This window comes from Streptomyces sp. CB01201 (genome assembly GCF_002803085.1).
GTDB lineage: Bacteria > Actinomycetota > Actinomycetes > Streptomycetales > Streptomycetaceae > Streptomyces > Streptomyces hundungensis.
On record NZ_NNBJ01000008.1, the window covers coordinates 205,469 to 217,911 of the forward strand.

Consider the following 12,443-nt stretch of genomic DNA (forward strand, 5'->3'; position numbering starts at 1 on the left):
CCGCCGCACCCGTCCGCCCCGAGCGGCGCCACATCCCCGGGCACCCACCGAGGGGACGCGCGCGAAACGGTTCCATCCAGCGGACTCATTGGCCGGAAATGAACACGCCGGGCGATGGACGTCCGGCGTCCACGGAACCCCGGAAGGGGGTCTCGTGATGATCAACTACAGCCACGCAAGCGCCAGTTGGGCCGTCCCGCGGCGGCCACCGCGCCACCAGGTCGCCCCGCGGGGTGTGGTGCGCCGTGCCCGCGTTCGGGCGTCGCCCGACGCGCCGAGGCCTCCTTGGTGCCGGACGCCCTCCGGCCCAACGACCGCTCCCCCGGCGCGGGTTGGCCGCATCAGCCCGGCCCGGCACCGCGGCGCCCCCTCACCCGTGGGGGCGAGGGGGCGCGGGAACAGGCGCCGGCAGCGGCGTCACTGCGGGGACGGGCTGCTGCTCGCCATGGCGTGACACGTGCCGCCCTCCACCATCTTCAGGTGCGCGGCGACGATCGGGCGGGCCTCCTTTGCGGCGGCCTGGATCTGATTGTCGGTGCCGGACTTCAGCTCCTTGTCGATGAGCGCGAGCACCTGCTGGTGGCCGCTGCTCTGGGCCTTGAGCCAGGCGGTGTCGTAGGCAGCGGTGCCGTTCATCGGCTTCAGCGCGGACAGCGACTTCTGCTGAGCCGCGGTGGGCTCCTTCGGCAGCGAGATGTTCTTGGTCTTGGCGAGCGCCGCGGCCTTGGCGTCGAGCTTGGTGTGGTCGCGCACGATGATGGCCGCGACCTGTTTCACACAGCTGTCGCTCGCGTGCGCGGCGGCGTCCTTGCCCGCGGCGATCTCGGCCAGGTTGCCCTGGTGGACGGCCTGGAGGAACACCGCGTCCGCGGTGGCGGAGGGGCTGGCCGCACCGAAGGCGGCCGTGGTTCCGGTGAGGGCCAGCGCCGCGGCGGCGGCCGTCGTGGCGATGTGGGTGATGCGCATGGGTACCTCCACGTGTCCGTGGATCGGGTAGGGGCCGCTTCGGCATCCGGACCGCGCTACACGCCTGTCCGGGCAGGGCCCGACCCTCGTCATCCTAGGTGCGCCCTTCACAGCGCGCCTCTCCAGATCACTGCCTGTGACCACCGGCCCGGAGGTCCGGCGCGACGGTCCGGGCCTCCACCGCGGGACGGCCGCCGCCCGGCGGGTCAGGGCGCCGGGCAGGGAGCCGCCCTGAGGCGCCGGGGGTCTGGGCGGTGGACGTCGGGATGCTGTCCAGATCGAGGTAGTCGGTCCCCTGCATGGCTTCGCCGACCCAGTAGGCGACGGCTCCCGGCGCGAGGGAGAACCCGAGGTCGTTGAGGCCCTGGAAGATGTCGGCGCTCACCTTGTGCGCGCCGTCCTCGTTGCCCACCACGCAGACCGCGGCGACCTTCCCGTACCTCAGGGGGCGCCCCTCCTCGTCGCTTTCGGACAGCTCCGCGTCCAGGCGCTCCATGACCTGCTCGGCGAGGAGCTGCGAACTCGACCGGGGCGGCGACGGCGGGCGGCCGGGCGCGCCGGTTCAGCCCACCCGGGCGATGTGCTGGGTGGGCCGGACCGTGGGGGGCCACCACTCGATGAGCAGCATGGTGGCGTCGTCCCGCAGATCGCTGTCCTCGCTGTCGAGGATCGCGTGGATGAGCCGGCGCAGTGACTCCGCGGGCGGTTCGCCCGAGGCGGTGGCCAGGATGATGGAGTCCGTGAAGCGGTCCATGCCGTACTCACCGCCGCCCGGGGTGCGCGCTTCGGTGACTCCGTCGGTGTACAGCAGTACGCGGTCGCCGGGCTCCAGGGTCGTCTCGTGCAGGTCCCGGGGGCCCTTGCTGAACCGGGCCGGCAGACCCATGGGCGGCTGGGGGGTGCGTTCGAGTGCGCCGTCCACGACCCGGCCGCCCCGGATCAGCACGGGCGGTGGATGACCGCAGTTGGTCCAGCTGAACACCCCTGAGGCCAGGTCGAGTTGGGTCAGGATGCCGGTGCAGTACTTGTCCGGCAGCCACTGGGCGAGCGCCTGGTCGATGGTGTCGACGAGATCGAGCAGCCCGAGCCCGGCCCGCCGGGCGCTGCGGCACCCCGCCAGGGCGACCGAGGTCGTCAGGCCCGAGGCGAGGTCGTGGCCCATGGCGTCCAGGATCGCCGCGTGCAGCGTGGACTGGGTGAGTGAATGGTCGAAGGCGTCGCCGCCGATCTCGTACGCCGGTTCCAGCACGGCGGTGGACACCACGTGGTCGTTGCCGATGGTGCGCGGCGGCAGGAAGGCGCGGAGCATCTCGGCGGGCAGCTGCATGCGCTCGGCGCGGGCCCGGCGGGCGAAGCTGTCGCTGTAGGCGCGCTTCGAGGTGATGGCCATCGCGACGACCCCGGCCAGCATCCGGCAGCGGCGCAGCCGCACCGCGTCCACGGAGCGCGCGCGGACACCGAGCACCCCGAGGCGCTCGGCGCCGTCCACCACGGGCAGCCAGAGGCACAGCAGGCCGCCCTCCACGTCCTCCACCCGCAGCGACACCGTCCGGTAGCACCAGCCGGCGACGGACGCGTCGATGTCCAGCGTGGGGAGTCCCTCGGTCAGGGGGACCAGGCTGCGCTGCTGGATGTCCGTCAGATGGATGGCGACCTCACCCAGGCCGAACGCCTCGGCGCAGCGGTTCACCAGGAGCGGAAGGTCCATCGGGGAAGCGCTGTGCGCCTGCGCGAGCAGCTCTTCGAGCAGCCGCTCCCCGCCACTCGGTTCCTCGGCGTACTGCGTGCTCACGGCCGACCACCTCCTGTATGTGAGGCAGTCTCACACCCCCTCCCGCCTCCCGCCCGCCGAGGCGCTGCCGCTCATCGGAGCCGGTGCCCGGCCCCTGGCCGGATCAGCGCGACGCGTGTGTGACGCCGGCGGCAGCGGGAGCCGTCAGGCCCCCTGGTCGCGAAGGGCACCGCCATCGACGAAGTAGTCAAGGCCCGGCTTGAACTCCAGCCGGGGGACCGCGACCAGCACCTGTGGTTGCAGCTCCTGGGGCACTTCGTAGACCGCGCAGACAAGCCACTCGTCCTCTCCCGCCGGCGGCAGGCGGCGGTCGAAGAGGTCGCGGATACGCAGGATCTCTTCCCGGCTGAGTTCGGTGACGTGAGCCAGGCGTTCGTCGGCGTCCCATCCGGTGAGGTCCCACCTGAATCGAGTGTCGTTCGTGTCGTTCATACCAAAACGATAGACGCACAGCTCACCGGCCTGCCGGCGCCGGCCCTCGATGACCGCCGGCCTCGAAGTGCCCTGCCCCGCACAGGTTTTGGCCCCGGGGTCTCACAGGCCCCCGTGCACGCGGTCGGGGGTGAGCGGGAGTTCGCGGAAGCGGACGCCGGTGGCGTGGTGGACGGCGTTGCCGATGGCGGCGGCGGTGCCGACGATGCCGATCTCGCCGATGCCCTTGCTGCCCATCGGGTTGAGGTGCTCGTCCCGCTCGTCGATCCAGTGCGCCTCGATGGCGGGCACATCGGCGTGCGCGGGTACGTGGTAGCCCGCGAGGTCGCTGCCGATGAAAGCGCCGGACGCGGGGTCCACGGTGCCGCGCTCGGTGAGGGCCATGCCGAGGCCCATCACCATGCCGCCGATGAACTGCGAGGTGGCGGTGCGTGCGTTGAGGACGCGCCCGACCGCGTACACGCCGAGCAGCCGGCGCACCCGTACCTCGCCGGTGTCGGTGTCGACCGCCACCTCGGCGAAGTGGGCGCCGAAGGCGTGCCGCGCGTAAGGGGACTTCTGGTCCGCCGAGCCCTTGGTGTCCGCGGCGGCCGTGAGCCCGTCGGGGGGCAACGGGCCGGTGTGGCGCTGGAGTTGACCGGCCAGGGCGCGGCTTGCGTCATGCACGGCCCAACCCCAGGACGCGGTGCCGGACGAGCCGCCGGCGAGCGGCGCCCGCGGCAGCCCGGTGGAGCCGATCTCGGTACGGACGCTCTCCACGTCCACGCCGAGCGCCTCCGCCGCGACCTGTGCCAGGACGGTTCGGGCCCCGGTGCCGATGTCGGTGGCGTTCACCCGCACCACGTGGAGCCCGTCGGGGTGGGCGGTGACGGTCGCGCGGCTGGGCGAGACGAGGACCGGGTAGGTGGCCGAGGCCACCCCGGTGCCGGTGAGCCACGCTCCCTCGCGCCGGATTCCGGGCCGGGCGTCGCGGTCGGCCCAGCCGAAGCGCCGCGCGCCCTCGCGCAGGCACTCGACGAGGTGGCGGCTGCTGAACGGGAGGCCGCTGTCCGGCTCCTGGCCGGGTTCGTTGCGCGCCCGCAGCTCGATGGGGTCGATGTCGAGCGCGTAGGCGAGTTCGTCGACGGCCGACTCCAGGGCGTACATGCCGGGTGCCTCGCCGGGGGCTCGCATCCAGGACGGGGTGGGCACGTCGAGTGCGGCCACCTTGTGGTCGGTGAGGCTGGTCGCGCTGCCGTACATGACACGGGCGGGGACCGCCGCCTGCTCGACGAACTCCTTGACCCGGGAGGTGTGCGTGGTGACCTCGTGGATCACGGAGGCGAGGGTTCCCTCGTCGTCCGAGCCGAGCCGCAGCCGGTGGTCGGTCGGCGCGCGGTGGCCGACGAGTTCCGTCAACTGCCGCCGGGACAGGGTGAGTTTGACGGGTCGGCCGGTGTGCACGGAGGCCATCGCGGCGAGCACGACATGCGGCCGGGGCGTGCCCTTGGAGCCGAATCCGCCGCCGACGTGTTCGCTGATGACGGTGACCTGCTCCTCGGGGAGCCCGAACAGCTCGGCCAGGACGGACCGTACGGTGTCGGAACCCTGGCTGCTGTCGTACACGGTCAGCCGGCCGTCGTGCCAGTTCGCGGTCGCGCCGTGCGGCTCCATCGGGTGGTTGTGCAGCGGCGGCACCCGGTAGCGCACGTCGACGCGCACCGGAGCGGCGGCGAACGCCGCTTCCGGTTCGCCGCGCCTGCGTTCCGCCGGATGGCCGCCGTTGGCCTCTTCGGGGCGGTACGCGGCGGCGGGGTCGTCGCCCAGGACCGACTCGTGCGGCTCGGTGTCGTAGGTGACGCGCACGGCCTCGGCGGCGGCGCGGGCCGCCTCGATGGTCTCGGCGATCACGACGGCTATCGGCCAGCCGTGGTGCGGAACCTTCGCGTCCTGGAGCACCGCGAGGGTCGCGTCGTCCGACGCGGCGAGGCGGGGCGCCGATTCGGGGGTGAGGACATCGACCACGTCGGGCAGCGCGAGCGCGGCGTCGAGGTCGAGGGAGGCGATCCGGCCCCGCGCGACGGTGGCGGTGACCGGCCAGGCGTACAGGCAGCCGGGCGGCGTGTACTCGGTGGCGTACAGCGCCTCACCGGTGACCTTCGCGCGGCCCTCGCGGCGTTCTGTCGGTGCGCCGAGCGCGTTCGCGTGCGAAGCCATGGCGGTTCTCCTCCCGGGCGGATCAGGGGCGGCGGTCCTCCGAGGAGGCGTCAGGCCGTTGTGGACAGCGAGCCGAGGACCTGCGTGGCGAGGTCCCGGGCGAGCGACACCTTGTAGGCGTTGTCCCGCAGCGGTACGGCCTCGGCGAGCTCGGCCTCCACCGCGCGGGCGACGGATTCCTGGCTCGGCCGGGTGCCGAGCAGGGCGGTCTCGGTCCGGCGGGCGCGCCAGGGCCGGTGGGCGAGCCCGCCGAAGGCGACTGCGGCATGCCGGATCTCGCCGCCCTCCAACTGGAGCACGGCGGCCACGGAGGCGAGCGCGAAGGCGTACGACGCGCGCTCCCGCACCTTGCGGTAATGGGAGACCGCGCCCCGGGGAAGCGGGGGAAGGAGCACACCGGTGATCAGCTCGCCGGGGCGGATCACCGTGTCGAGTTCGGGGTGGTCTCCGGGCAGGCGGTGGAACTCCGTCACCGGAACGGTCCGTCCGCCACCGGGCCCGGCCAGCTCCACGACCGCGTCGACGGCGGCGAGCGCCACACACAGGTCGGACGGGTTCGTCGCGACACAGTGCGGCGAGTGGCCGAGGACGGCGTGGTCGTGGTTGACGCCGACGACGGCCGCGCAACCGCTGCCCGGAACCCGCTTGTTGCAGGCTTTCGCCAGGTCCTGGAAGTAGGCGCAGCGAGTGCGCTGGAGGAGGTTTCCGCCGGTGGTCGCCATGTTGCGCAGCTGGCCCGACGCTCCGCTGAGGACGGCCTGCGAGACGACGGGGTAGCGCTCGCGGACCAGGGGGTGCGCGGCGAGGTCGCTGTTGCGTACGGTCGCGCCCACGCGTACCGAGCCGTCGGGCTGTTCGCGCACGCCGTCGAGCGGGAGGCGGGTGATGTCGACCAGGACCTCGGGGCGTTCCACACCGAGCTTCATCAGGTCGACGAGGTTGGTGCCGCCGCCCAGGTAGCGGGCCTCGGTGCGGCCGCCGTGGGCGGACGCCGCCTCTTCCACGCTGCTCGCGCGCAGATACGACACGGGTTTCACGAGACCACGTCCTGGACCGCCTCAAGGATGTGCGGGTAGGCGCCGCACCGGCACAGGTTGCCGCTCATCCGCTCGCGGATCTCGTCGTCGGTCAGCGGCACCGGCCCGTCCGTCGCCAGGTCCGGGTCGGTGACGACGGAGGGCTGGCCGGACTGGGCCTCGGCGAGCATCCCGACGGCCGAGCAGAGCTGGCCGGGGGTGCAGTAGCCGCACTGGAAGGCATCGCGTTCCAGGAAGGCCCGTTGGAGCGGGTGGAGGTCGCCGTCGGCATCCTCCGTCCTGGCCAGACCCTCCACGGTGACCACGTCGCAGCCGTCGAGCGCGACGGCCAGGACCAGACAGCTGTTGACGCGCCGCCCGTCCACGAGCACCGTGCACGCGCCGCACTGGCCGTGGTCGCAGCCCTTCTTGGAGCCCGTCAGGGCGAGCCGCTCGCGCAGCAGGTCGAGCAGGGTGGTGCGGTGGTCGACCTCGGCCTCCACGGGGGCGTCGTTCACCCGCAGGGTCACCGGTGATCCGGTCGCTCCGGGCGGTGAGTCCGCGGGCCGGGGCCAGGGTGCGTACCGAATCGTCGTACCGGGGCCGCCGTGGGGCCCCTTGTTGCTTTCCATCGTTCCTCTGTCCCTCGATCCGGACGGCCGGCCGCCGCCCGCATCACCAGCGTCGTACAGCTCGTCCGGTCCGGCATCCCGAAGGGCGCCGGCACGACGGAGCGGGGCGGCCCCGGTGGGCCGCCCCGCTCGGTGCGCGGTGGCGTCAGCTGTTCTCGGCCTGGAACATCCAGGCGTGCTTCTCCAGATCGGCGGTCAGCGCGATGAGGAGGTCCTGGCTCACCGGGTCGGGCTCGTCGGTGGCCTTGATGCGCTCGCGCATCCGCTCGGTGATCCGGCCGAGCGCGACGACCAGGACTTCCACGGCCTCGGAGTCCTTGATCCAGCCCTCGGGGATGGTGCCGATGGCGCTGCTTCCGGCGACGGTCGCGGCACGCCCGTCCGGGTTCACGCCGAGCGCCGAGGCACGTTCCGCGACGGTGTCCGAGTGCTGGCGTGCCGTGGTCACGACGTCGTCGAGCTGGAGGTGGACGGAGCGGAAGCGCGGCCCCACCACGTTCCAGTGCACCTGCTTGGCGGCGAGCGACAGGTCGACCAGGTCGACGAGGGCGCCTTGCAGGGCCGAGCCCACGACCTTCAGATCCGCCTCGGACAGCGAACTCTTCACGACAGACACTGCTTCACTCCATTTCGCCTTTGCTGCTATCCGCTGGACCGTTGACCGGTCCGATATGTCGCCTTCCTCGAAATCTCGGCCCCAAACGGGGGCGGTACGAAAAAAGGTGTGGCGCCGGCCGCGGCGCGAAAGCCCGCCACGAAACGAGCGGTGGCCCACCGGATATCCGGTGGGCCACCGCTCAGGCGTTGTCACAAGGGGGGGTTCAGATGAGAGGAGCCCCGTAATAGCGGCCGACGATGTCCCGGTAGGTGGGATCGTCGAGGTGCGTGGCCGGCTCGAACTCCGGAGAGTGCTTGACCTGGTCCCGGGTGAGGGCGACGTGGATCTTCTTGTCGTCCGGGTCGAGCCTGGTGACCGTGCCGGCCGGCAGCAGGACGCGCTTGCCGAAGATCCAGGGCCCGGTGTCCACCACGAGGTGCGCGGAGCCCACCTCGTCGGAGTGGTTGTCGACCTTGCCGATGTCACCGTCCGCCGCCTCCACCTTCCAGCCGCGCAGGTCCGCGCCGGCGAGATGGCCGCTGGTGTCCTTGTAGCCCCACAGGTCCTCGTGCATCGAAGGTGCCCCTTTCCGTGGCGATGCCGTGTCGGCGATTTCGTGTCCGGGCGGCTGGATCAGCGCCGGAAGGCCTCGTTCGCCTTCTGCCTCTCCTCGCGGGTTTCGCCCTTGACCTGGTCGATACGCCCTTCGGCGGTGAGCCGGTCGTTCCCGGTCATGCGGCCGAGCATTTCCTTGACCTTGCCCTTGGCCTGCTCGGCCTTCGCACCGGTCTTCTCGTCGGCAGACATCGTGTCGCCTCCAGAATGAATTCTTTGCAGGTACGAACTACGCCTGGCCGAATCCGCGGACTTCAAACGGGCCGGACTTCCCCGGATGCCAACGGGCCGCACTTCCCCGAATGCCCTTGAACTCGTCGGACTTCTCCGGCGGCAGCGGGCCTCAGCCCATGGCCAGGACCTGAGTGAGGAACGCGTCCACGTCCACCGTTTCCTCGCCCGGCGGGACCAACTCGTACGTCCGGTCCAGGAAGTCGCGCAGCGCGGGCTCCCACGCCGAGAACACCGCGCTGCCCCATTCACCGTCGAGGCCGCAGCCCGCGAGCTCGATGCGCGCCTCGCGCCGGCCGCCGACGGTCCGGGGGGACACGCGTACGTCTCCGTCGCCGGCCTCCCGCGTGAGGCCCTGGCTCAGCAGGTCGCGCGCGATGGCCCAGGTGACGGTCACGTCCTCATGGAGTTCGAAGCGGAGGCGGACCGCGAACGGGTCCTCGGCCTCGTAGACGAGCCGCGTCACCAGGGGGATCCGCTCGGTCGCGTCGATCTCCAGGTTCATGAACACGGTCTCGCACAGGGAACTCACGGATCTCCTCCAGCGTCCAGGCTCGGGCAGCGGGCACCCGCCCGTGGGGAAATCCTTCAGCGGCGGCGGGGCCCGGCCCGTCTCGGGCCCCCGCCGCGGCACCGCCCGGGGTCAGGCGCGTGCGGGCTGATCCTCGGTCATCCCGGCGCGGAGCTTGGTGAGGATCCGCGAGAGCAGGCGCGAGACCTGCATCTGCGAGACGCCGAGCTCGGTACCGATCTCGGCCTGCGTCAGCTCCAGGCCGAACCGCATGCTCACGATGCGGCGTTCACGCTCGGTCAGCTCGCCCATCAGCGGAGCCAGGGACTGGAGGTTCTCGACCTTCTCCATCCCCGGGTCCTCCTCGCCGATGAAGTCGACGAGCGTACGGCTGCGGCCACCGGCCGTGCCGCCCGAATCCTCCGCGTCGGCGGACATGTCCAGGGAGCCGGCCGTGTAGCCATTGGCCGCGACGAGTCCCTCGACGACCTCTTCCTCGTCCCGGTCGAGAAGCAGCGCAAGCTCGCTCACCGTCGGGTCGCGGTCCAGATCGCGGGCGAGGGTCTCCTTGGCCTTCGCGATCTCCACCCGCAGTTCCTGGAGGCGGCGCGGTACGTGCACGGCCCACGTCGTGTCACGGAAGAAGCGCTTGATCTCCCCGACGATGTAGGGCACGGCGAAGGAGGTGAACTCCACTTCGCGCGACAGCTCGAACCGGTCGATCGCCTTTATCAGGCCGATCGTGCCGACCTGGATCACGTCCTCCATCTCGCCACTGCCCCGGTTGCGGAAGCGGCCGGCCGCGAAGCGCACCAACGACAGGTTCATCTCGATCAGTGTGTTGCGCGCGTACTGGTAGTCGGCCGTGCCTTCTTCCAGTACCTGGAGCCGCTCGAAGAAGGCCTTCGAGAGCTCGCGCGCGTCCTTCGGCGCGACCTTCCCCGCATCCTCCACCCAGGGCAACTCCCCCACCCCGGGATCCATGGTCGTGGCTGCCGTCCGGTCCGTCCGCTCCGGCCCCGTCACCTGCGCCGCTGCCATGAGGACAACCTCCCTAGTCACCGTGCTTCATCCGTCGAAGCCCTCGGGTGCCCCTTTCGATACGGATCATGCACAGAGTCCCCCAAGTGGCCGAAGCACCTTGCGGGAGAAGGGTGTTTGCGCTGGTCAACGGGCTGGCGCTGTTCACCGGGTCAACGGGGCAGAGCTACGCAGATGTTCTTACCGCCCTCGACGCACGGGGTGACGGCCACGCTGCGGGCGAGGTTGCGGACCAGGACCCAGCCGAAGCCGCCTTCGTGTCCGCGCAGGTCGGGTGTGCGTTCGCGCGGCGGTTCGGGGCTCGGGTCGCGGACGGTGATGTGCAGCAGGCTGCGGTCGGCGGCGAATCGCAGCGCCGTGGCGCCGCCCGCGTGCCGCAGCGCGTTGGTGACGAGTTCGGAGACGACGAGCAGGACGTTCTCGACGCTTTCCCGGGACGGCCGTGGCACCAGTGCGCGCAGGAAGGCACGGGCCTCGTCACGGGCCTGGGCCGCGGTGGCCGGCCCCGTGCCGACGTGAGCGGCGCTCGGCGAAGCGCCGGTGCTGGCAGACGGGCGCGCCATGGTCGAAACCCCCAGAAAACTTGCCCTGGACTGTGGATGTACTGAGGCTTCTGCCCCGCATCCCCCTGGCCGAACGTGTGCCCACCCCACCATAAATCCCGCTTGGTCCGACCGGACCCCGGCTCCCTCACACCTCCGCGCCCCGCACCTGCGACGACCGGCCGGCCTCGGCCTCGGCGGCCTTCGCCATGTTGCGGGCCATGCCGCCGAACACGATGGCGTGGAAGGGCGAGACGCTCCACCAGTAGGCGTGGCCGAGCAGTCCGCGCGGATGGAAGACGGCTCGCTGGCAGTAGTGACTGCGGCCGGGGCCCTTCTCCTCGACGCTCATCTCCAGCCAGGCCAGACCCGGCAGCCGCATCTCCGCGCGCAGCCGCAGCAGCCTGCCCCGCTCGATCTCCTCGACCCGCCAGAAGTCCAGCGAGTCCCCGACGATCAGCCGGTGGGCGTCCCGGCGGCCGCGCCGCAGGCCGACCCCGCCCACCGCCCGGTCGAACCAGCCGCGCAGGGCCCAGGCCGCCGGGAAGGAGTACCAGCCGTTCTCGCCGCCGATCCCCTCCACCACGCGCCACAGCGCGTCCGCCGACGCCTCGACGTCACGCTCCCGTACGTCGGTGTAGAGGCTGCCGCCCGCCCAGTCGGGGTCGTTGGGCAGCGGGTCGCTGGGGGCTCCGGGCACCGAGGCGTTGGACCAGCGGGTGACGACCTCGGCGTCGCGGATCCTGCGCAGAGCCAGGGCCAGGGCCTCGTCGAAGCCGAGCGGGGTGCCGGGGCCGTCGGGCACGTACCGCGCGATGTCGTGCTCGCCGCAGACCACCTCGTGGCGCAGGGATTCCGCGAGCGGGCGGGCGATGGCGGCCGGCACCGGAGTGATCAGACCGATCCAGTGGCTGGAGAGCCTCGGGCTGAGCATGGGCACCGACAGGATCAGGCGGTGCGGCAGGCCCGCGACCCTCGCGTACCGCTCCATCATGTCGCGGTACGACATGATGTCGGGCCCCGCGATGTCGAAGGTGCGGTTCACCTCCTCGGGCATCCGGGCGCCCCCGACCAGATAGCGCAGCACGTCGCGGATGGCGATGGGCTGGATGCGGGTGCCGACCCAGCTGGGGGTGACCATGACCGGAAGCCGCTCGGTCAGATAGCGCAGCATCTCGAAGGAGGCCGAGCCGGAGCCGATGACGACGGCGGCGCGCAGCACGGTCGCGGGGACCGGGGCGTCCAGGAAGATCTGGCCGACCTCGGCCCGCGAGCGCAGGTGCGGCGACAGTTCGCGCACCGGTACGCCGGTCGGGGTGAGCCCCCCGAGGTAGACGATCCGCCGCACCCCCGCGTCGGCGGCCGCGTCGGCGAAGAGGCGGGCGGCCTTGCGGTCGGTCTCCTCGAAGCCGGCTCCGGTGCCGAGGGCGTGCACCAGGTAGTACGCGACGTCGATGCCGCGCAGCGCCTGCGCCACGGAGGCGGCGTCGGTGACATCGCCGCGCATCACCTCGACCTGCCCCGCCCAGGGCTGATCGCGCAGCTTCTCGGGAGAGCGCGCCAGACAGCGCACCTGGTGGCCGGCTTCGAGCAGCTCGGGCACGAGCCGCCCGCCGATGTATCCGGTCGCCCCGGTCACCAGACAGCGCAGTGGCGCCCGGTCGTGCTGCGTCGCGTCTCCTGGAACCACCGGGCGCTCCCCTTTTCTCGGTACGGGTCTTCTGTACGGCATTTCTCGTACGGGCTCCCCGTTGCCGATGATGCGGGGCCGGGCGCCTCGGCGCACGGCGGCCCGGCCGAGCGGCCACCCGCCGTCCCCAGCGGAACACCGGCCTCCAGATCGGACCAAGCCTGCGCCACGCCCACTCCGA

Annotated in this window: 13 protein-coding genes and 1 pseudogene; all 14 read right to left on the minus strand. The window is 71.9% G+C overall.

What is annotated here, in order from left to right:
• Positions 1 to 417: 417 nt before the first annotated feature.
• Positions 418 to 966, minus strand: a complete 549-nt coding sequence (locus CG740_RS18460; RefSeq protein ID WP_159030326.1) for a DUF4142 domain-containing protein — start codon at positions 964 to 966, stop codon at positions 418 to 420.
• Between the two features lie 127 nt (positions 967 to 1,093).
• A pseudogene (locus tag CG740_RS41900) lies at positions 1,094 to 1,477 on the minus strand (hypothetical protein); the annotation flags it as partial.
• Between the two features lie 51 nt (positions 1,478 to 1,528).
• Positions 1,529 to 2,758, minus strand: coding sequence for a PP2C family protein-serine/threonine phosphatase (locus CG740_RS18470; protein WP_234376346.1), 1,230 nt, complete (start codon positions 2,756 to 2,758; stop codon positions 1,529 to 1,531).
• Positions 2,759 to 2,902: 144 nt separating this feature from the next.
• Positions 2,903 to 3,190 (minus strand): hypothetical protein, encoded by a 288-nt coding sequence (locus CG740_RS18475; protein ID WP_100576256.1) that lies wholly within the window; start codon positions 3,188 to 3,190, stop codon positions 2,903 to 2,905.
• A 102-nt stretch (positions 3,191 to 3,292) separates the two neighbouring features.
• Positions 3,293 to 5,386, minus strand: a complete 2,094-nt coding sequence (locus tag CG740_RS18480) for a xanthine dehydrogenase family protein molybdopterin-binding subunit (RefSeq protein ID WP_100576257.1) — start codon at positions 5,384 to 5,386, stop codon at positions 3,293 to 3,295.
• A 50-nt stretch (positions 5,387 to 5,436) separates the two neighbouring features.
• Complete coding sequence (locus CG740_RS18485) at positions 5,437 to 6,423, minus strand: FAD binding domain-containing protein (protein ID WP_100576258.1); 987 nt, start codon at positions 6,421 to 6,423, stop codon at positions 5,437 to 5,439.
• The gene (locus tag CG740_RS18490; RefSeq protein WP_100576259.1) at positions 6,420 to 7,034 is read right to left on the minus strand and encodes a (2Fe-2S)-binding protein; all 615 of its coding nucleotides are present in this window, start codon (positions 7,032 to 7,034) and stop codon (positions 6,420 to 6,422) included. Before CG740_RS18490 ends, CG740_RS18485 begins: the two co-directional genes overlap by 4 nt.
• 145 nt (positions 7,035 to 7,179) lie before the next feature.
• Positions 7,180 to 7,650 carry a Dps family protein gene (locus CG740_RS18500; protein ID WP_100576261.1) on the minus strand — a complete coding sequence of 157 codons (471 nt, stop codon included), beginning with the start codon at positions 7,648 to 7,650 and terminating at the stop codon, positions 7,180 to 7,182.
• Positions 7,651 to 7,855: 205 nt separating this feature from the next.
• On the minus strand, positions 7,856 to 8,206 hold the full coding sequence (locus CG740_RS18505; protein ID WP_100576262.1) for a PRC domain containing protein: 351 nt from the start codon (positions 8,204 to 8,206) through the stop codon (positions 7,856 to 7,858).
• A gap of 59 nt (positions 8,207 to 8,265) precedes the next feature.
• Positions 8,266 to 8,439, minus strand: coding sequence for a CsbD family protein (locus tag CG740_RS18510; RefSeq protein ID WP_100576263.1), 174 nt, complete (start codon positions 8,437 to 8,439; stop codon positions 8,266 to 8,268).
• Between the two features lie 151 nt (positions 8,440 to 8,590).
• Positions 8,591 to 9,010, minus strand: coding sequence for an SsgA family sporulation/cell division regulator (locus tag CG740_RS18515; RefSeq protein ID WP_100576264.1), 420 nt, complete (start codon positions 9,008 to 9,010; stop codon positions 8,591 to 8,593).
• A gap of 111 nt (positions 9,011 to 9,121) precedes the next feature.
• Positions 9,122 to 10,030 (minus strand): SigB/SigF/SigG family RNA polymerase sigma factor, encoded by a 909-nt coding sequence (locus CG740_RS18520; RefSeq protein WP_199846499.1) that lies wholly within the window; start codon positions 10,028 to 10,030, stop codon positions 9,122 to 9,124.
• Between the two features lie 152 nt (positions 10,031 to 10,182).
• Entirely contained in the window at positions 10,183 to 10,593 is a 411-nt protein-coding gene (locus CG740_RS18525; protein WP_100576265.1) for an ATP-binding protein, read from the minus strand.
• Positions 10,594 to 10,720: 127 nt separating this feature from the next.
• Positions 10,721 to 12,304, minus strand: a complete 1,584-nt coding sequence (locus CG740_RS18530) for an SDR family oxidoreductase (RefSeq protein ID WP_100576266.1) — start codon at positions 12,302 to 12,304, stop codon at positions 10,721 to 10,723.
• Positions 12,305 to 12,443: the final 139 nt, after the last annotated feature.